Raw genomic sequence first — 19,961 nt, forward strand, 5'->3', positions numbered from 1 at the left:
CAATCCCAATCAATGTACTGTGTTTGTGGTAAAATCGTGGTATACTGATTCTAACACACAGGAAAGGTCGCGTAAAGATGAAAACCTACCCGCTGAGTGCCCTTTTGGGGCGCATGAAGTACATCACCCGCTGGAGCCTGATGCGCAACGGCCGTCCCGAGAGCCTGAGCGAGCACACCGCCGACACGGCCCTGCTGGCCCATATGCTCTGTCTGATCGCCAAAAAGTGCACCGGCACCGGTGCGGCCCTGCGCCCCGAGATGGTGGCCACGGCGGCGCTCTACCACGACGCGCCGGAGATCCTGACCGGCGACATGCCCACCCCGGTGAAATACAAGAACGCTGCCCTGCGCAACGCCTACAAGGCGGTGGAGCGGGAGAGTGCCCGGGTGATGGCCAGCCTGCAGCCCGAGGAGTTGCGGGCCGAGACCGAGGCCTATCTGACGGGGACAGTGCTCAACGACGCCGAGCAAAAGGTGCTCAAAGCCGCCGACCGGCTGTCCGCCCTCATCAAATGCATCGAGGAGAGCCAGGGCGGCAACCATGAATTTGAGGCGGCGCGGGAACAGCAGCTAACCGCCCTGCATGCCATGGACTGCCCCGAGGCAGAGTATTTCATCCAGCACATGCTGCCCTGCTACGCCCAGAACCTGGACGAGCTAACCCGGGGCCGGTTCTGAGCCGCGAAGAGGTCAATCCTGCAGGCGGCCCCCCATCGATGAGTTTGTCCACGTCGGCGGCGCAAAAAAGCGGGGCACAGCCCTGCTTACTCCTGCAGGCGGAAGACCGCATCGATCAGTTTATCTACGTCAGTAAAGTGTTCCAGCATGGAGCAGTACCGCCGCAGCGACGCCGCCCCCCGCAGCCCTTTCATATAATGCATGGCCTGGCTGCGGGCCTGGGGCATGGCCAGCCACTCCCCTTTTTCCTCGCACATCTCGTAGATCTGACGGCGCAGCGCCATCATCCGCTGGTTGAGGCTGGGCTCCGCCGGGGGTTCCTCCCCCAGCAGCGCCGCCCGCACCCGCTCGAACAACCAGGGGTCCCCCAGGGCGCCCCGGCCGATCATGACGCCGTCGCAGCCGGTTTGGGCCAGCAGGTCCAGCGCCCCCTCGGCGGTGGTCACATCGCCGTTGGCCAGCACCGGAATCTGCACCGCCCGCTTGATGGACGCGATGGCCCCGGTGTCGATGGGCGGGATATACATCTGTTCCCGGGTGCGTCCGTGCACCGCCAGCAGATCGGCGCCGTTGGCCTCGCACTGTTTGGCCACCTCCACGCCGGTCATGTGATCGGCGTCCCAGCCGATGCGCATCTTGACGGTGAGGGGGGTATCGTCCCCCAGCGCCTTGCGGGCGGCCGCCACCATAGCCCCGCAGAGGGGCGGGTCCAGCAAGAGGTGGCTGCCTGCGCCGCTGGAAGTGATCTTGGGCGCAGGGCACCCCATATTGATGTCCAGAATGTCGAAACGGATGCCCTTTTCCCGCACCAGCAAAATGGCCTTGGCCAGCGTTTCCGGCTCGGCGCCGAACAGCTGGATGGCATAGATGCCGTGGGGGTCGGGGTCCTTCAGCAGCGCGAAGGATTTGCGGTCGCCGAAGTTCAGCGCCTTGGCGCTGGCCATCTCGCTCACCGTCCAGGCCGCCCCGTGGTCCGCCATCATACGGCGGCAGGCGGCATCGGTCAACCCGGCCATGGGCGCGAACACCGCACCCACCGGGATCTGCAGATTTTTCAGTTGCATGGGATACCTCGTTTTTCAATTTCGCATTCCATTCTACCACATTTGCGTCGTTTGTGGTATACTGATTCTATATGCAAATGGCACCAAAGGAGCTTTTCTATGAAATTGATGGTACTGGACGGCAACAGTCTGGTCAACCGCGCCTTCTTCGGCATCAAACTGCTGACAACGAAAGACGGGCGCTACACCAATGCGATCTTCGGGTTCCAGAATATCCTCTTGAACCTGCTTTCCGCCCACCAGCCCGATGCGGTGGCCATCGCCTGGGATGAGCGCGCCCCCACCTTCCGCCACAAGGCCTACGACGGCTACAAGGCCACCCGCCACGGCATGCCGGAGGAACTGGCCCAGCAGATGCCGGTGCTGAAGGAACTGCTGACCGACCTGGGTTTTGTGCAGGTGAGCAAGGAGGGCTGGGAGGCCGATGACATTCTCGGCACCCTGGCCGCCGCCTGCGAGGCCAAGGGCGGCACCACCCTGCTGGCCACCGGCGACCGGGACAGCCTGCAGCTGGTGGACGACGCCACCACGGTGCTGCTGGCCACCAACAAGGAGACCATCCCCATGGACCCCGCCGCCATCCAGGAAAAATACGGCGTCACCCCGGCCCAGCTCATCGACGTGAAGAGCCTGATGGGCGATTCGTCGGACAACATTCCCGGCGTGCCGGGCATCGGCGAGAAAACCGCCCTGGCTCTTGTGCAGAAGTTCGGCAGCCTGCAGAACATCTACGACCATCTGGAGGACCCCTCCATCAAACCGGGCCAGCGCACCAAGCTGGGCGCCAACAAGGACAAGGCGGAACTCTCCTATATGCTGGGCACCATCCGCAAGGACGCCCCCATCGACACCGACCCCGCCGCCTACACCCGGCAGCCCGGTGATGCGGCGGCCGCCGCCCACCTGCTGGCCAGCCTGGAGATGCACAAACTCATCGACCGCTGGCAGCTGGAAGGCGGCAGCGCCCCTGCGGCGGCGGAATCCGCTGCCCCGCTGGAAGCGGTGGAGCCTTCCGTTCTGCCGCTGACGGTGGAAGGGCGGCTCTGCCTGGGGCAGAACGCCGACGGCAGCTGGTACGCCGTGCAGGGCAAGGAAGTCTTCCTGCCCGACACCGACCGCCTGGCCGCCTTGCTGGACAGCGACGCGGAACTGTGGGTCTTTGACGCGAAGCCGCTCTACCACCTGGCGCTGGACCGGGGCGGCATCGGCAAGGCCATCCATTTTGACGGCAAACTGGCGGCGTATCTGCTGAACCCGTCGGCCAGCGGCTATGCCGTGAAAAACCTGGCCGGCGAGTATGATATACCCGCGGCCTTTACCTGTGAAGCCGCCCCCGATGCCGGGGTGCTGTCGGCGCTGCTGGACAAGCTGGCCGCGGCTCTCGACGAGAGCGGGCAGCGCAAGCTCCACGATGAGATGGAACTGCCGCTGGCCCGGGTGCTGGCGGACATGGAGCGCATCGGCTTTGCGGTGGACGCCGACGGCATCCGCGCCTTTGGCGACAGCCTGCGGGGCGAGCTGGACGGCATTCTGCAGAGCATCTATGAGGAAGTGGGCTACGAATTCAATGTGAACAGCCCCAAACAGCTGGGAGAGGCTCTCTTTGACAAGCTGGGCCTGCCGCCGAGGAAGAAAACTTCCCGCGGCTACTCCACCGACGCCGCCACGCTGGAAAGTCTGCGCCCCTACAGCCCGGTGATCGACCAGATTCTCAAATACCGCACCTACGCGAAGCTGCTCTCCACCTACGTGGAAGGGCTGCTCACCGCCCAGGCCGCCGACGGCCGGGTGCATTCCACCTTCATCCAGACCGAGGCCCGCACCGGGCGGATCTCCTCCACCGAGCCCAACCTGCAGAACATTCCCATCCGCACCGAGCTGGGCAGCCGCCTGCGGGGCTTTTTCGTAGCCGGGGCGGGCAAGGAACTGGTGGACGCCGACTACTCCCAGATCGAGCTGCGCATTCTCGCCCACATCACCGGCGACGAAGCCATGCAGCAGGCCTTTTTGCACGGGGCGGACATCCACCGCTCCACCGCCGCCAAGATCTACCACATCCCGGAAAGCGAGGTCACGCCCCAGCTGCGCTCCGCCAGCAAGGCCATCAACTTCGGCATCATGTACGGCAAGGGGGCTTTCTCCTTGAGCAAGGATCTGGATGTGTCGGTGAAGGAGGCGGACGCCTTCCTGAAGACCTACCTGGCCACCTTCCCCAAAGTGGACGGCTATATGCAGGACTGCATCGCCCACGCCAAGGAGAAAGGCTATGTGGAAACGCTGTTCGGACGCCGCCGGGCGCTGCCCGAGCTGGCCAGTTCCAACTTCCAGGTGCGGGCCAGCGGCGAACGGATGGCCCGCAACACTCCCATCCAGGGCACCGCAGCCGACATCATCAAGCTGGCCATGGTCCATGTGTGGCAGCGGCTGCGGGATGAGAAGCTGGAAGCCCGGCTGCTGTTGCAGGTCCACGATGAACTGATTGTGGAAGCCCCCGAGGCCGAGGTGGAGGAAGTGAAGCGGGTCCTGCGGGAGGAAATGGAACATGTCGTGCAGTACAGCGTACCGCTGACCACCGAGGTGGGCACCGGCAAGACCTGGCTGGAAGCACATTGAGAGGACTGGATAACCCATGTATGTTTTAGGAATTGAATCCACCTGCGACGAGACCGCCGCCGCCATTGTGGAGGACGGCCGCAAGGTAATTTCCAACGTCATTTCCACCAGCGTCAAGGAACAGGCGCTCTACGGCGGCGTGGTGCCGGAGATTGCCAGCCGCCGCCACGCGGAATATATCAGTGCCACGGTGGACAAGGCCCTGGCCGACGCCGGCATGACCATCGACGATGTGGGTGCCGTGGCCGTCACCTTTGCCCCGGGGCTTATCGGCGCCGTGCTGGTGGGCGTCAACTTTGCCAAGGGCCTGGCCTACGCGTCGGGCAAGCCGCTGGTCTCGGTGCACCATCTGCGGGGCCACATTGCCGCCAACTACCTGACCCACCCGGCATTGCATCCGCCGTTCCTCTGCCTGGTGGCCAGCGGCGGCCACAGCCACATCGTCATGGTGGAGGACTGGTGCCGCTACAAGGTGCTGGGCCGCACGGTGGACGACGCCGCCGGCGAGGCTTTCGACAAGGTGGCCCGCACGCTGGGCCTCTCCTACCCCGGCGGTCCCAGCGTGGCCGCCGCCGCCAAGGGCGGCAACCCCCACGCCTACAAGCTGCCGGTGCCCCATGTGGAAGGAAAATACAACGTGAGTTTCAGCGGCCTGAAGACCGCCGTCATCAACGAGGTGCACAACGCCCAGCAGAAAGGTGAGGAGATCAACGTCTCCGATATGGCGGCCAGTTTCCAGGAGCGCATCGATCAGATCCTGGCGAAGAAGCTGCTCTCGGCCGCCGCCGACACAGGCGCCAAGACCATCTGCCTGGCGGGCGGCGTGGCCGCCAACGGCCGGCTGCGCCAGCTGGTCAACGACGGCGCCCAGAAGCTGGGAGCCAAGATCTATCTGCCGGAGCTCAAGTACTGCGGCGACAACGGCGCCATGATCGCCGCCCAGGGGTTCTACGAATACCAGGACGGCAATCTGGCAGGCTGGGACCTGAACGGCCTGCCCACGCTGCCCATTGATTACCGTTGATCTTACTGAAAAAGCCGACTGCATACAAAATGCAGTCGGCTTTTTTATTTATAGAGGGTGTTCAGCGCACCATCGGTGCAAACAGGCAGAATTTTCCCTCTTTGTTGCGCAGGTCCGCCTTGCGCTGCAGATAGTGGAAGTAGTCCTCATCCACCGCGCAGTGGTGAATCGCAGAATACAGGTTGCAGCGGCGGCAAAACACGAAATAGGGCAGCATATACCGCCAGCCCAAGCAGTTGTACACCCGGCGATACCGATCCTCCCGGCTGGCACTGCGGTTCAGGCTGGCCGGACGTTGGTTGGGATCCAGAAAACCGCGTTTCGAGAAATCCACCTCAATGCCTTCCCTGGCAAACAGCGGAACCACATCCTCCCGGACCCACTGACCATGGCAGATTCCCATCCACTGACCCTTGCGATACCCGTAGTCCATGAAACGGTCCTCCTCGCGCAGGACACAGTAGAACTTTTCCCGCGGATGGGTCGCCGTCAGAACGTTGCACCGCTCCTCCCAGTCCCAAGGGCTCACATCATGCTGCCAGTATTGCCGCAACTTGTCGGTACGCCAGACCGCTGCCTGCAGATTCAGCGTATAGCGGTTGCCCGCCGGCAGCCGGCGATACCCGGGATATCGGTTCACCTCCCGGTCACAGGCGGCTTCGGTCACGTCACAGTTGAAATAGACGATATCCCGGTCGGCCTCCATCCAGTCAATGATGGAGGAAAGCCGATCCATCCGCACCGGCTCCCGCAGGAAGAAATCGTCCAGCATCAGCAGCAGGTATTCGGTATCGATCTGGTCCAATGCCGACCGCATCCGCGCACCGTAGCTTGGCGCTGTAGTATTGACAGTGTCGATCTGCAGCCCGGGGAATGTGCAGGTTTTCGTCTCGGTATTGACAACGATCCGCATCTGCAGCGGCACAAAATAGCGCTGCAGCAGCGTGAAAAACGGCTGCCACAAATCCTCGTAGGCGTCGCAGGTATTGACCAGCAAGGTGACCTTGCTTTGCCAGTTGGGGTTATTCATCGTCCACTTCTTTCTTCTGGGGCGGCAGACGGCGCTGCAGCCAGCGAGCGGCTCGCTTCATAAACGCATTACACCGCACAACATACGGCGGCAATACAGTGGCCGGGGCGTCCTTGCGCAGCTGTTGTACATCAAAGTACCGCTGCTTGCTGCGGAGCAGAATGCGGCAGGGCTGCGGCAGATTCCAGCCTTCCGGCCAGCAGTAACTGGGGGAAAGGATTCGGAAATCCTTGCGCCACAGAATGTAGCGGTTGATCTGGGATTCATCGTGCCACAGCGCAATGACGTGATGCGCCAGATCTTTGTGGATGCGCCGGTCCAATGTGTGACACAGCTTGAGGAAGGCCGCCGTTTCACCGCCGTTGATGCCGCCGCAGACATAATATTTGCCCAGTCCCATGGGGATGAACGCCCGGCAGCGGGGATTGCGGTCGTAGGTATATTCATAATTGGGTTTGTTGTAAAAAGCCGGATGCTGCACAACTAAGAGATGTTCTCCGCGATCCGCCCGCGGCAGAAACATCTCCGGCGTGATGGTGGTCGTGAACTGCGCGTTGGCATTGAAGAAGAAAATATAGTCAAATGCCTTGAGCTCCTCCTCCCGGCTGAGGAAGATTTCAAACCGAAGCAGCGTGGAAAAGGGCCAGGAATAGGCTTTCTGGGGGCACCGGTGAATCCGGGGATTGTCCTCTTCCCCGTACAGGGACGGAGCATCGGTGAACACAAAGTAATGCACTTCGCATCCCGGCAAAAGATACTGCTCGGCACTCTCATAGAATTCCTGCCAGAAGGCAATATATTTGCCGGTACAGATATACAATACGGCAACTTTAGTCATGGCGGGTCTCCCCTTTTTCAGTCAGTACAGCGTTGGGCAGCTGAATCGGTCCCCATGCCACGGTATTCCACTCCGTCTCATTTTCCAACAGGGTATCCACAATCTTGAACGTCATGCCAGGCACCCAGTCCTCCACGGTGTGGGCACCACCTTCTCCCAGCGTGAACAGGGTAAAATAGCTGCCGTGTTTTCCCGGTGCCAGCACACTCAGGTCATAGCGCACCGTAAAGGCCGTCGTTCCCCGGTCCAGTTCCAGGCCGTACAGGCAGGCCGCCGCCAACGGATTGCCCACTTCGTCCCGGATCTCCAGACGGATGCCCACCGCTTCAGCCGGCTCTTCCGCCTTGATCGTATAACGCAACACCGCCGGTTCCCGCCGTTCCAGCACGCCCTGCCGGGAACTGAGCATCCGCACCTCCTGCAGGCGCAGATTGTCGCGCTTGTACCAGTTGTCCCGTTTGTAATGGGAGTAGTCCACACAGTCGGAATCCTGGGTCTTGGTGGCCAGATACCGGGCGATGCCCTCATCCACATCGCCGTCAAAGACAATCTTGCCCTTGTCCAGCACAATACACCGGTCGCACAGATCCCGGATGGTAGCCATGTTGTGACTGACATAGAGCACCGTCTTGCCGTCCCGTTTGGCGGCCTGGCGCATCTTGCTCAGGCACTTTTTCTGGAACTTCATATCACCGACGGCCAGCACCTCATCCATGATCATGATTTCACTGTCCAGGTGGGCCGCCACGCTGAAGGCCAGCTTGACGTACATACCGCTGGAATACCGCTTGACGGGGGTGTCGATGAAATCGCCCACCTCGGAGAATGCAATGATCTCCTCCATCTTGGCATCGATCTCCGCCCGGGTCATGCCCAGAATGGCGCCGTTGAGATAGACATTTTCCCGGCCGGTCATCTCGGGATGGAAACCGGTGCCCACCTCCAGCATGGAGGCAACCCGGCCGTACAGGTCGATGTCCCCTTCGGTGGGGGCGGTGACGTGGGTCAGCAGTTTGAGCAGCGTGCTCTTGCCAGCGCCGTTGGAACCGATGATGCCCACGGCCTCCCCCTTGTACACATCAAAGCTCAGGCCGTTGAGTGCCATGAAGGTGGTACCGATGAGCCGCTGATCGGTGCCGATCAGGGTGTTGGGGTCCTCCTTGCCGCGCTTGCGGGCCCACCAGCTCTGCAGGTCGCCGCGCAGCGTACCGCCGCCAATCTGGCCCAGGCGGTACTTTTTCTTCACGTTGCGGACGTGAATCATGATTTCCTTGTTCTGTTCCATGACACACGCCTCCTTACACGGTATCCACGAAGGTCTTTTCCACCTTGCTGAACAGCGAAAGGCCCAGCGCCAGCAGGGCGATGGTCCACAGGATAGAGATGACCCACATCAGCACGCTGACCTGGCCGGAACCGAAAAAGATATACCGGAAAGATTCCATCGGCGCGGTCATGGGATTGATCAGCATGGCGGCATAGAGCGGCCTGCTCATGCCCTGCACCATAGACAGCGGATAGACCACCGGTGTGCCGTACATCCACAGCTGCACACCGAAGGTGACCACCACCATCAGGTCGCGGTAGCGGGTGGTCAGGCTGGAAACGATGATGCCGCAGCCCAGTCCCAGCAGCCCCACCTGAGCCAGCAGCAGCACAGTGAGGGGCATCAGGGCCCAGTTGGGCTGAACTTCACCGCGGGCCACATAGAACAGCAGCATGGCAAAGAACATGATGAACTGCAGCACAAAGTTGATGAACGCCGACAGCATGGTGGAAATGGGCATGGCCAGACGCGGAAAATAGACTTTGCTGAAGATGGCGGAGTTGGTGGTGAAGGTGGCCGAAATCTTATTGATGCAGGCCGCAAAGAATCCCCACAAAGCGGTGCCGGCCAGATAGAACAGCGTCTGGGGTACGCCGTCGGTGGACAGGCCCGCGATCACGCCGAACATGACGGTATACATGGCGGCGGACAGAATGGGATTGATGAGCACCCACGCCGGGCCCAGCACGGTCTGTTTGTACATAACGGTAAAATCCCGCTTCACAAACAGCCAGATCAGGTCCTTATAGCGCCACAGTTCGTGGAAATCCACCCGCGCCCAGCCTTTGGCCGGGCTGTAGTGGACGTGGTATTGCTTTTGTATCTGGTCCATGAATGTACTCCTTCTTGCATCGTCCCGCGCTGCCGCAAGGCGATTTTACTGTCTGCTTTGCAGGAATCTGAGGTAGACAGGCAATCCCAACCGCAGCAGCGCCGCGCGCAGCCACATGGTTTTCTGCCCGGTGCGGCGGGCCAGCCGCCCGTAAGCCGCTGCACACGCCCGGCAGTCCGCCCGGTACCGGGCCCGCTGGCGGGGTGTGGAAAGGTCAAACCGCTCTTTCTCGCTCAGGTTCTGGATGGCGTCGTTGAGCAGCCCTTCGGCGCGGGCAAAGTCCTGCCGTGCGGCAAAATCACCGCACCATTCCAGCAGATACTCACTGCGGTCCAGGTAGTTGCGGCTGTTGCCCTGGGCCATGATGCTGCCGCTCCGCTGCACATAGCGATACCCCGGATAACCCAGGCAGGCGATGGTTTGGCACCGTGCCAGCAGTTTCGGCAGCAGGAACTGGTCCTCATACCGCTTGCCCCGGGCATAGCGCAGCCCGTCAAACAGGTTCCGCCTGTAGAGTTTGTTCCAGGCGACCACATAATAGATTTTCTGCTCTACCAGCGCAAAATAGCGCTGCCACACGCCCTCTGCATCCAGAATTTCATCCCGAAACCCGGTAAAATCCGGCGTGGACAGCGGTTTGTTGTGTTCATCCACATACACAAGATTGAAAATCACCAGGTCGGCGCCGGATTGCTGCTGGGCCTCATAGGCACGGCGCAGCGTATCGGGTTCCAGCCGGTCGTCGGAATCCACAAAGGCGAAGAAATCCCCCCTGGCGGCCTCGATGCCGGTGTTGCGGGCGGCGGAAAGCCCGCCGTTTGCCTGGTGAATCACCCGCACCCGGGGGTCTTTCTGCGCCCAGGCATCGCATTTGGCCGGGCAGCCGTCGGGGCTGCCGTCGTCCACCAGCACAACTTCCAGGTCGGTGAAGGTCTGGGCCAGAATGCTCTCCACACAGGTGTCCAGATAGGCTTCCACCTTGTACACCGGGACAATCACACTGATGGCAGGCATGGCAATCTCCTTTTTGGGTTCATTCAGCCGCGGCGGACGGCCAGCAGCGCACAGTAGGCGTGGAACACCGGCAGCCCGGCGCGCAGGGCGGCGGCACGCAGCTTCAGCGAGCGCGCCCCCTTTTGGGTGGCCAGCGCATCGTAGGTGCGGCACAGATCCCCCTTGACGGCCGCGAACTCCGCCCGGTGCCCGGGCTTGCGCAGATCGTAGGCCGCCTTGTTGCGGTAGAGGAACTCCGCCGCGTCGGTGAGGGCTCCCTCGGCGCGGTCGAACCAGCCGCGGGAAAGAAAATACCCGGCCCGGTGGATATCTCCCCGGGTCATGGCCAGTCGCACCTCTTGGCGGGCCGTGGCCGTGATGCTGCCCGCGTGCTGCAGCACATAGTAGCCGGTATAGGCCAGGCACTGGATTTTTTGGCACCGGGCGATGAGGTCGGGCAGAATATAATAATCCTCGTGCACCATACCCACAGGGTAGCGCACCCCGTCAAACAGTTTGGCGGCGTAGAGCCGGTGAGCCGTGCCGGTGAACTGGTTGATCCAGGGGGTATTGAAGGCATCCCAGAAGGCATCCTCGTCCAGCAGGGTATCGGTGCTGAAACGCTGTTCTTCCGGCAGGTCCCGGCAGCTGCCGTCGGGAAAGCGCTGGCAGCTGTTGCAGATGACCAGGTCGGCGCCGCTCCGCTGTGCGGCGGTGTACAGCGTGGCCAGCAGGTCGGGAGCAACCGTATCGTCGCTGTCCACCATGGTGATCCAGGCGCCCCGGGCGGCGTCCAGACCGGCGTTGCGAGCACCGGAAGGCCCCGGTCCCGCCTTTTTGGGGTGCAGAGCCCTGATGCGCGGGTCCCGGGCCGCCCAGGCGTCGCAGAGGGCCGGGCTGCCGTCGGGGCTTTCGTCATCCACCAGCAGCAGTTCAAAATCGTCCAGCGTCTGGGCCAGGATGCTCCCGACGCAGGCATCCAGCGTGGCTTCCGCCTTGTAGACCGGCACCACCACGCTGATCAGCGGTTGTTGTTGCGGCATAGGCATTCCTTTACTGTGTATCGGCGGGGGCATCGTCCACACCCGGCAGGTGGATCAGGCTGCCCATCATGAGGTTTGCCTCGGCGGGATGCCATTCCGGAATTCCTCCGTAGGTGGTAAACGTCATCTCGCCAAATTTGATCGTGCCGTCGGCCAGTTCATACAGATCCACTCGCACGCAGGGAAATCCGGCAGAAAGGATTTCAGACAATTCAATCATTTTTTCCAGCTTTTTGGGGCGAGGGATTTCCGGTTCCGTATAGGGGACAATATAATTGAATTTCTGGCGGTTCCAGTCACGGTCATAGAAGACCATCTGCTCTGGTTGATCGCTGTAGCGTCCGCATACATATTTGATGTAATGGACCTTACCGTCGAAGCAGAAGAATTTGTAATCATACAATTCCCCGCCGTCGTTCTCCAGGTATTTCTCTGCCAGGATTTTGGGCACGATATCCCGGTACTGCAGTTCCAGGCCACCCATCATATAGGCATAGTTGAGCTGCATCCAGGTATCAAATTTTTTCTTCGCGTCCTGCCTGTCCATTTTGGATTTATCCGGCACAATATAGTTCCAGCTGGAGCCATGGTTTGTCTTCAGCGCAAATTTATCCGGCAGGGCGTCAAAATCAATGTCGTCAAAATGATCCCACACGCCCAGCAGCGGGATCAGGTACTCCTCGCCGATTTTTTCTTTCACCCAGTCCCGCACCAGATACTTGTCCGAAAGGAATGTGCGCTTTTTCAAATCGTCGTGCAGCTTCAGCCATTGGGCCTTCTGGTTGTACGTCACAGGGTGCTTCAGGTCCAGCACTTCGTCCGAGTTCTGCTCAAACCATTCCTTCAGTGCTTCCTCATAATGTTCCGGCGGCAGACACATCCAGTAGGCGTAGTCCTTTTTCCCGGAAAGAGGCGTATACTTCCTGTACGCTTTCCAGTACCGCATGACACCGGCCATTCCGCCCATTCGTTTGGCAAAGGCCGCAGCGTTGCGGATCGTCCGCGGCAGCCAGGTGATTTTACGGCCTATTTTGTAGGAGGATGAATTGTATACAGACTGCAGTTCATTTTCCAATATTTCAACTCTGCGCTGTGCGTGACTGTCTTCGATGGGCATAATAACCCTCCCTCTTATACTTGTTTCCGGCGCGACTCTTCCAGCAGCGCCCGCACTTTCGGTTTCCAGATAAAGTGGCGGCAGACCCGGGTCACAAAGAACCAGAACGGATTCTCGATCTCGCACCACAGGCGTGCTGCCGGGGATTCCTTTGTATAGTTGACGATACGCCGCAGCCGCCCCGCATGGTAGGTGCGGATGTTTTCCATATAGGTTTCCGCTTCCCTGGCCAGCTGTGGGTTCTTGCGGGCGGCAAAGAGCTGTCCGTACTCAAAGACGAACCGCACCAGGCCGCTGCCAAACAGTCCCTTCTGTATGGCTGCCTGCTGGTAGAGCATCAGCGCATTGAGGATGTAGTTCTGGTAGACGCTGCGCCGGTGGTAGGTGCTGCCCTCCATCTGCCGGTAGTTGAACATGCAGTCGGGCAGATAGTAGATGCCGCCGTAGGGCAAAAACTGGAAGGTGAGCATATTGTCAATGATCTGCACGCCGCTGGTGTAGGGGTCGATGCCCTGCAGTCCCACGTTGCGCAGCATCAGGGCGTTGGTGTGGATATACAGAAAACTCCAGTACTCCCTGGCCGTCAGGCTGCAGGCGCGCAGCGGCTTCTCGATGGGTTCGGTCTTGCCGGTGCTCTCCCAGTAATAGCAGCCATTATGGCCGCAGCCCACATATTTGTGTTCGGTGTCGGCGTCCAGAATGTCCGCCTGCTTCTGCAGCTTATGCGGATCGGTGTAAAAATCGTCGCCGTCCAGGTAGCAGACATACTGCCCTTTGGCCTCGTAGAACAGCCGGCCCCGGATGGCGTTCATCCGCTTGATCCGCTCGTTGGCCTCGTACTTGGCGCCGGGGATGCGGTCCATCACAAAGACCCGCACCGAATCGGGATATCTCTCTTCCCAGCTGCGCAACTTTTCGATGGTGCCGTCGTCCGACCCGTCGTCGGCGCAGAGGATCTCCACCGGGAAGTCCGTTTTCTGGGACACCACGCTTTCCAGCGTCTGGTCCACATAGGGGGCCAGATTGTAAAAAGAAATCAGTACACTGACTTTGGGTTGCTGCATGCCAAGAACTCCTTACCGGGCCAAAATTTTGTACCAGAGCAGACCGTTTTCATCCGGCTCCGTGCTGCGGGGTGTATACCCCTGCTTTTCATAAAAACGGCGGGCGCGCCGGTTCTGCACATCCACGCACCAGAAAATCTTCTGCAGGCCCATCTCCGAGAAGCCGTAGTGCAGGATCGCCTGCATGGCTTCGCCGGCCTGGCCGCGGCCCCGGGTGCAGGGGTGCATGGCGATGGCAAACTCCGCACTGCGGGCGGCATCGTCCACCCCCTTGAGGCTGACAGTGCCCAGATACCGGTCCTCTTCATCCGCCACCGCCCGGTGCACATCGGGACGGTCCTTGGCGGCGGCCTCGATGAAGCGCAGGCAGTCCGCCTCGGTCATAGCCGCAAAATGGGCGTGCATGTGTTCCACGGTATCGGCATCATGCATCCATTCCAGCATGGGCGCGGCATCCCGCGGCGCCAGGCGTCTTAAATGAATCACAGCACATCCTCCTTGGCCACCGTGCGCAGGAAGGTATCGTAATCCCGGATGTAATCGTCGGCGTCGTAGTAGGAATCCGCCGCCACGCAGAGCACCGAGTCGTCCTGCTGCCAGAGCATCTCCCGCCACATATAGTGTTCCACAATCAGTCCCTTGGCGGGATCATCCAGCAGCACTTCCGCCTTCTCCCGGCCGTTGTCCAGCCGGATGAGGATGCTGCCGTAGGGGCACCACAGCACCTGCCGCAGCGCCTTGTGGGCATGACCGCCACGCTGCACCCCCTTGGGTGCGCCGTGGATATAGTAGATACGCTTGATGGCAAAGGGAACGTCCCGCTCTGCCTCAAAGACCGAAAGGGTACCCATTCCGGCCGCCGTAACGCTTTTCATGCTGATGGTTTGAAGTATCATCGTCTGCTGCCTTTCTTCAGGAAATTCGGATGACGGCAGTGCCGTCAATCATCGTGCAGTATCCGTCATAAGGATAGACCGGCATGGCCTCCACCCGGGCATCCTCGGCCCAGGCGTTGAGCTGGCCCTGATCGGCCACCACGTTGGCCCTGCTGCCCATCACATGCTGGAACCACCATTTGATGGTGCCATCGTAGGTCACGGCGGAACTGACCTGATGCAGGTCGCCCTCCGCGTAACGGCTGAACGCCGGGTCGCTGTAGGCAAAGAGGGAGTCGGTGAAGTCGCCCACAAAGGCCACCGGGGTGACGCCCTCCTCATAACCGGGCAGCTGCTGCACCCGGGCCATGATAGTGGTCATCTGGCGGGCGGTCTGGTCATAGACCAGCTTGGTGTAGACATAAGCCCCGTTGGAGCAGATCACCATCCGCACCAGCAGGAAGGCACAGAGCACCGCCGTGCACCACCGCCAGAAAGCCCGGGGTGGCCGGGGCAGTTCCAGGCCGGAGAACAGCAGCAGCGGTAATGCATAGACAAGGAACACCGCGTGCTGCATGAGGATGTAGACGTTGCCGGAGGCCAGCAGATACACCACATTGAGCCCCAGCGGCAGCAGGGCTACGGCGATGAGCGACTGAGCCACGGCGCGGCGGGTCTTGCCCCGCAGCCGCAGGAACAGCCCCCACAGGGTGAGCAGCAACAGCACCGCCGAGGCGGCCCGCATGCCCCTGTCATTCCAGCCGGAATAGCCCAGCAGCGTCTTGAAGAAGTGGAGATAGGTGGCAGGGATACCCGCCAGGATGGCCGCCGGGCCCAGCCGGGTCAGCTGGGCCAGACCGTTGCCGGTATCAGCTAGCTGGTAGCCGGTGAGGGCCAGGGAAATTTTTACCGAGATCAGGTACAGGACCGCTCCCACGGCCAGGCTGGCCAGCATACGCACGCCGTGCAGCAGCCAGGTCCGCCAAGACGTGCCCTCCAGGGCCTGCCGTGCCAGGACCAGCAGAAAAAGACCCAGGGCAAACTGAATGTACGCCTGGTAAAAGGCCAGGCTGCCGCAGAAAAGAAGTGCCGCGCCGCAAAAACCGAAAACACGGCCCCCTTTTTCCAGACAGAAAACGCCGACACAGGCCAGCAGCATGGCCATCAGATGTGCGTCTGTCCACAAGTTGTAGGTGGCCAGCATGGCTGTGACGGTGGCGCAGCAGGCCAGCAGACCGGTAAGCAGAGCCGCCGCCCCGCGGCGCAGCCGCAGGACCGCCGCAATGCAGTACCCGGACAGCGCAATATACACAGTGCTGAAGATGCCGATCAGCCAGGGCGCCGCCACCTTGCCGCGGATCAGCGGAAAGTAAAAATTCTGCGCCCAGCGTCCCAGTACATACATTGTCCACTGGGCGTCAAACACCAGGACGGTGCTGTCATGGTTGGGGAACAGGTTGGCAAAGGCAAACCCGTGGGCCGCCAGCATACCTGCCAGCGCCGCCAGAGACGCTGCGGCCAGCAGCCGCCAGTCCAGCCGCCGGAAGCCGCCGCGCACCTTTTCTTCGATTGTATCCAAAACACGCTCCATGGACGGGGCCTCTCCTTACCAGATCCTGTTACGGCTGTGCCGCCGTGTCGTAGATGCGCCGCAGCAGGGCGGCGTCGCCGTTGGTGGGCGGCTGCCAGGCGTGCTGCGCTTTTTTGAAGGGGGCATTCTGGGGCACGATCAGCCGCCCGATCAGCCCGCGCATCAGCCGGCTCTTGTGCCGGTCATTGAAAAAGTAGGCGTGGGCCAGCCGCACCGTGCGGTCTTTGGGGTACTGCCGGTAGAGCAGTTCCACCATGGCCCGCCATTCGTCGGCCATCCGCTGCCGGGCGGCCTCGTTGGTGGAGACCCCCGCCCCGTACTCGTACCAGCTGGTGAGCCGGTCATACCGGGTGATGGGGATACCCTGCACCGCAAACAGCCGCACCGAGAAATCCTCCGCCAGCCGGACATGCCCGGCCATGGCCTGCAGCGCTTCGGTCAGCAGGTCCCGCTCGTAGACCATGCCGCAGCCGCTGATGCCGTCGTCGTAGAGCAGAAGATTCCGCTTGACGGTGGCCCCGTCGTAGTGGTCAGGGGCGTAGGGGGTGCGGTCAAAGGGGGTCTCCCCCGGGGCGGGACGGGGTTCGGGGCCGGGCGTGTAGTAGGCCTGCCGCCCGAAGGCCACCCGGGGCTGGTCGGCCTGCAGCCGTTCCAGCCACCAGCGAAGCGTGCCGGCATCGTAGAGGTAATCCCCCGGCGAGATGGTCAGCACCCAGCGGGTGGTGATTTTCTGCAGGCCGTTTAAGATATTGCACACCGTACCACCGTTTTTCGTCATGGCCGCCGTCTGCACCTCAGTGATGCCGTGGGCGGTCAGGTAGGCGGTACTCTCGGCAAAATAGGGTTCCGGGGAGCCGTCGTCCGCCAGCACCACCGCAAAGTCCCGGGTATCCTGCAGCACCAGCGAGGCCAGCGTCCGCCGCAGCGCGGCAGCATCCGGCCGGTATTGTGCCACCAGCACGGTGAGCAATGGTTTCATGGCGGTTTTCTCCTCTTTTCTCTGTTTGTCAGGCCATCCGGCCCATCCGGCCGCGCCAGAAATCCAGCGCACCCCGGAAGGCGCCGTAACTGCGTCCCTTTTTGCGGCCCAGCATCTTGGTCAACGCATACCGCGCCGCCCCGGTGAGCAGCGGCCCCACGGTTCTGGCCCGACAGTACAATCTGCTTTTGCCCTTGCAGGTCAGATACAGCGTGTTGCGGGTGATGTAGTACACCGACAGCATGCCGCCGGCGCTGCCGCCCGCCTTGTGCCAGATCTTGGCGTCGGGCAGAAACCACAGCGGTACCCCGGCGTCGGCCAGACGGATGCAGTAGTCCACATCCTCGCAGTACATGAAGAGGGTTTCGTCCAGAAAGCCCACCTGCTCGATGACCTGCCGCGGCAGCAGCACACAGCAGAAGGTGATGAAGCTCACCTGCTTTTTCTCGGCAAAAGCGGGGCCGTCCTTGGCGTGGCCACCCAGGTGTTTCACCTTGCCGGTGACGCGGTCCAATGTGCCGCCCGCAAACCAGATCTCATCCGGCGGGTCCATGAAGAGCATCTTGGGACAGCTCACCGCCCCGGCCGGGGTTTCCCGCAGCAGCGTCTCCACAAAATCGGGAGCCGCCACCGTATCGTTATTGAGCAGCAGCACCCAGTCGCAGCCGTCGGCCAGCGCCCGGCGCATGCCCAGGTTGTTCACCGCCGCAAAGCCGGTGTTCTCCCGCTGGGGCAGAAAGACCGTGTTGGCCGTCAGATGCTGTCCCAGCTGCTGCACCGAGTCGTTGGTGGAGGCATCGTCCAGCAGAATGATCTCAAAGTCCCGGAAGGTCTGCTTGTCCAGACTTTCCAGGCAGCGGACGGTATCCTGCCAGCCGTTATAATTGGAGATGACGATTCCGACCTGTGGCATGATTACTCCTTAAACGAATTGACGGCGTCGATGACGGCCTGCACCTGTTCCTCCGTCATGCCGTAGTACATGGGCAGGCTGAGCTCGGTGGCGGAGATTTCCTCGGCGATGGGCAGCGCCCCGGCCCCGAGACCCAGTTCCCGGTAGGCACCCTGGAGGTGGATCGGCGTGGGATAGTGCTTGTTGGTGCCGATACCCAAGTCATGCAGATGGGCTTCCAGGGCGTCGCGGCTTTTGCAGCGCACCGCGAAGATATGATAGACATGTTCACACCCCGGCGCCACGGTGGGCAGGACCACCGCCGGGTTGGTAATGCCGGCGCAGTAGCGGGCCGCAATGCGGCGGCGTTCGGCGTTCATCCGGTCCAGGTGGGGCAGCTTGGCGGCCAGGAAAGCGGCCTGCAGCTCATCCAGACGGGAATTCTGCCCTTTATAGATATGATGGTACTTGTAGTCGCTGCCGTAGTTGCCCAGCGCCCGCACCTTCTTGGCCAGGTCGGGGTCGCTGGTGGTCACACAGCCCGCATCCCCCAGGGCGCCCAGGTTCTTGCCGGGGTAGAAGCTGAACCCGGCGGCATCTCCCAGGCTGCCCGCGCGGCGGCCCTGCCAGGTGGCGCCGTGGGCCTGGGCGGCATCCTCGATGACCTTGAGGTCGTGGGCCTGGGCGATGGTGCAGATGGCGTCCATCTCGGCGCACTGACCGTAGAGGTGCACCGCCATGATGGCTTTGGTGCGGGGGGTGATGGCGGCCTCGATGCGGTCGGGGTCCAGGTTGTAGGTGGCCAGTCTGGGTTCCACCAGCACCGGTTCCGCCCCCGCATAGCTGATGGCCAGCACAGTGGCGATGAAGGTATTGGACGGCACGATGACTTCGTCCCCCGGGCCGATGCCCAGCGCCTTGAGAATCAGCACCAGCGAATCCAGACCGTTGCCGCAGCCCACGCAGTAATCTGCCCCACAGTAGGCCGCAAAGGCCTTCTCGAAGGCTTCGTCCTCCCGGCCCTCGATGTACCAGCTGTTGGCCAGGACCCGGTCAAAGGCTCCCCGCAGGTCGGCGTCCAGTTCCTTCTCCAGCGGGCGGAAGGAGACGAACGGCACGGAAATCGGCTGATTGGACATACACGCGCCCCTTTTCACAAAAAATTGGCAGACGGGTACACCCCGCCTACTATATCGTCTTATTATACAACGATTCGTAGTCTTTCGCAACCGTAAAAAACCAGGGCATCCCCTGCCGGGAAAGCCCTGGTCCAGTTCAGGTACGGCTTGTCCGCGCCTGTTTGCGGGTGGTGCATTTCGGCCCGCAGCCGCACTCGTCAATGCAGACATGATCGGCGCAGCAGGCCCGCCCTTCCAGATACCGGCAGCCCCGGTCGTCGCACCGCACCTCGGTCTCCGCCGTGGCGGGGGCATTGTCGGTGGCCACGTTGCCCACACTCTCGTTGTTGCGGTAGCTGCTGCACACCGCGTCCTTCTCCCCGGCGTGGTGCACCTTGATGCTGCCCAGGCAGCAGGCGCCAGCCTTATTGTGGCAGCAGTCGTACTGCGCACAGTCCAGATAAACCATCCTGAAACACCTCCGGGACTAGTGTGCCCGGCCCCACGGCGGATATGCGCAAAAGAAAAACAGCGCTGCGCAAACGCACAACGCTGTTTTGGTTGGGCCGGCCGGATTTGAACCGACGGATGGAGGAGTCAAAGTCCTCTGCCTTACCGCTTGGCGACGGCCCAGAAAAAGAAAAGACCGTGCGGGACGGGCCTACACGGTCTTTGGTGGGGTGCCTAGAGAGATTCGAACTCTCGGCCTCCAGAGCCACAATCTGGCGCGCTAACCAACTGCGCCATAGGCACCACGAAATGCGCCCGAAGGGACTCGAACCCCTGGCCCACTGCTTAGAAGGCAGTTGCTCTATCCACCTGAGCTACGGGCGCACATGGTTCGTGCCCATAGGGGCATGCTGCGAGGGTTATTATAACAA

19 protein-coding genes and 3 tRNA genes are annotated in these 19,961 nt (G+C 61.5%); 3 read left to right on the plus strand and 19 right to left on the minus strand.

What is annotated here, in order from left to right:
* Positions 1 to 77: 77 nt before the first annotated feature.
* Positions 78 to 680, plus strand: a complete 603-nt coding sequence (yfbR, locus tag ABGT73_RS09890) for a 5'-deoxynucleotidase (protein WP_346669551.1) — start codon at positions 78 to 80, stop codon at positions 678 to 680.
* Between the two features lie 86 nt (positions 681 to 766).
* Here yfbR and dusB read toward each other — a convergent pair whose 3' ends face one another.
* Positions 767 to 1,744, minus strand: a complete 978-nt coding sequence (gene dusB, locus ABGT73_RS09895) for a tRNA dihydrouridine synthase DusB (protein WP_346669552.1) — start codon at positions 1,742 to 1,744, stop codon at positions 767 to 769.
* A 99-nt stretch (positions 1,745 to 1,843) separates the two neighbouring features.
* Between dusB and polA the strand changes: the two genes are divergently transcribed.
* Positions 1,844 to 4,357 carry a DNA polymerase I gene (gene polA, locus ABGT73_RS09900; RefSeq protein WP_346669553.1) on the plus strand — a complete coding sequence of 838 codons (2,514 nt, stop codon included), beginning with the start codon at positions 1,844 to 1,846 and terminating at the stop codon, positions 4,355 to 4,357.
* A 16-nt stretch (positions 4,358 to 4,373) separates the two neighbouring features.
* Entirely contained in the window at positions 4,374 to 5,381 is a 1,008-nt protein-coding gene (gene tsaD, locus ABGT73_RS09905) for a tRNA (adenosine(37)-N6)-threonylcarbamoyltransferase complex transferase subunit TsaD (RefSeq protein ID WP_346669554.1), read from the plus strand.
* 61 nt (positions 5,382 to 5,442) lie between these two features.
* On the opposite strand, the gene ABGT73_RS09910 is transcribed toward tsaD, so the two are convergent.
* The 18 genes from ABGT73_RS09910 to ABGT73_RS09995 all read right to left on the minus strand — a co-directional run bounded on the left by ABGT73_RS09910 (position 5,443) and on the right by ABGT73_RS09995 (position 19,914).
* Positions 5,443 to 6,411, minus strand: a complete 969-nt coding sequence (locus ABGT73_RS09910) for a hypothetical protein (RefSeq protein ID WP_346669555.1) — start codon at positions 6,409 to 6,411, stop codon at positions 5,443 to 5,445.
* A complete protein-coding gene (locus ABGT73_RS09915; protein ID WP_346669556.1) occupies positions 6,404 to 7,249 on the minus strand; it encodes a family 6 glucosyltransferase in 846 nt (281 codons plus the stop codon). The genes ABGT73_RS09910 and ABGT73_RS09915 overlap by 8 nt, the downstream gene beginning before the upstream one ends.
* A complete protein-coding gene (locus tag ABGT73_RS09920; protein ID WP_346669557.1) occupies positions 7,242 to 8,534 on the minus strand; it encodes a polysaccharide ABC transporter ATP-binding protein in 1,293 nt (430 codons plus the stop codon). Before ABGT73_RS09920 ends, ABGT73_RS09915 begins: the two co-directional genes overlap by 8 nt.
* Positions 8,535 to 8,547: 13 nt before the next feature.
* A complete protein-coding gene (locus ABGT73_RS09925; RefSeq protein WP_346669558.1) occupies positions 8,548 to 9,408 on the minus strand; it encodes an ABC transporter permease in 861 nt (286 codons plus the stop codon).
* A gap of 45 nt (positions 9,409 to 9,453) precedes the next feature.
* Positions 9,454 to 10,422 carry a glycosyltransferase family 2 protein gene (locus tag ABGT73_RS09930; RefSeq protein WP_346669559.1) on the minus strand — a complete coding sequence of 323 codons (969 nt, stop codon included), beginning with the start codon at positions 10,420 to 10,422 and terminating at the stop codon, positions 9,454 to 9,456.
* Positions 10,423 to 10,445: 23 nt separating this feature from the next.
* Entirely contained in the window at positions 10,446 to 11,444 is a 999-nt protein-coding gene (locus ABGT73_RS09935; protein ID WP_346669560.1) for a glycosyltransferase, read from the minus strand.
* 10 nt (positions 11,445 to 11,454) lie between these two features.
* Entirely contained in the window at positions 11,455 to 12,561 is a 1,107-nt protein-coding gene (locus ABGT73_RS09940) for an ATP-grasp fold amidoligase family protein (protein ID WP_346669561.1), read from the minus strand.
* A gap of 14 nt (positions 12,562 to 12,575) precedes the next feature.
* Positions 12,576 to 13,625 (minus strand): glycosyltransferase family A protein, encoded by a 1,050-nt coding sequence (locus ABGT73_RS09945; protein ID WP_346669562.1) that lies wholly within the window; start codon positions 13,623 to 13,625, stop codon positions 12,576 to 12,578.
* 12 nt (positions 13,626 to 13,637) lie between these two features.
* Positions 13,638 to 14,111, minus strand: coding sequence for a GNAT family N-acetyltransferase (locus ABGT73_RS09950; protein ID WP_346669563.1), 474 nt, complete (start codon positions 14,109 to 14,111; stop codon positions 13,638 to 13,640).
* Positions 14,108 to 14,521 (minus strand): FdtA/QdtA family cupin domain-containing protein, encoded by a 414-nt coding sequence (locus ABGT73_RS09955; RefSeq protein WP_346669564.1) that lies wholly within the window; start codon positions 14,519 to 14,521, stop codon positions 14,108 to 14,110. Before ABGT73_RS09955 ends, ABGT73_RS09950 begins: the two co-directional genes overlap by 4 nt.
* Positions 14,522 to 14,537: 16 nt before the next feature.
* Positions 14,538 to 16,091 carry a glucosyltransferase domain-containing protein gene (locus tag ABGT73_RS09960; protein WP_346669565.1) on the minus strand — a complete coding sequence of 518 codons (1,554 nt, stop codon included), beginning with the start codon at positions 16,089 to 16,091 and terminating at the stop codon, positions 14,538 to 14,540.
* Between the two features lie 28 nt (positions 16,092 to 16,119).
* A complete protein-coding gene (locus ABGT73_RS09965; protein WP_346669566.1) occupies positions 16,120 to 17,070 on the minus strand; it encodes a glycosyltransferase in 951 nt (316 codons plus the stop codon).
* A 28-nt stretch (positions 17,071 to 17,098) separates the two neighbouring features.
* Positions 17,099 to 17,983 carry a glycosyltransferase family 2 protein gene (locus tag ABGT73_RS09970; protein WP_346669567.1) on the minus strand — a complete coding sequence of 295 codons (885 nt, stop codon included), beginning with the start codon at positions 17,981 to 17,983 and terminating at the stop codon, positions 17,099 to 17,101.
* A 2-nt stretch (positions 17,984 to 17,985) separates the two neighbouring features.
* Positions 17,986 to 19,101: a DegT/DnrJ/EryC1/StrS family aminotransferase gene (locus ABGT73_RS09975; protein ID WP_346669568.1), complete on the minus strand. Its 1,116-nt coding sequence runs from the start codon at positions 19,099 to 19,101 to the stop codon at positions 17,986 to 17,988.
* Between the two features lie 136 nt (positions 19,102 to 19,237).
* The gene (locus tag ABGT73_RS09980; RefSeq protein ID WP_346669569.1) at positions 19,238 to 19,549 is read right to left on the minus strand and encodes a hypothetical protein; all 312 of its coding nucleotides are present in this window, start codon (positions 19,547 to 19,549) and stop codon (positions 19,238 to 19,240) included.
* 89 nt (positions 19,550 to 19,638) lie between these two features.
* Positions 19,639 to 19,713, minus strand: a tRNA-Gln gene (locus tag ABGT73_RS09985).
* A gap of 43 nt (positions 19,714 to 19,756) precedes the next feature.
* Positions 19,757 to 19,833, minus strand: a tRNA-His gene (locus ABGT73_RS09990).
* A gap of 7 nt (positions 19,834 to 19,840) precedes the next feature.
* Positions 19,841 to 19,914: transfer RNA gene (locus ABGT73_RS09995), tRNA-Arg, on the minus strand.
* Positions 19,915 to 19,961: the final 47 nt, after the last annotated feature.

It is taken from the genome of uncultured Subdoligranulum sp. (genome assembly GCF_963931595.1).
GTDB lineage: Bacteria > Bacillota > Clostridia > Oscillospirales > Ruminococcaceae > Gemmiger.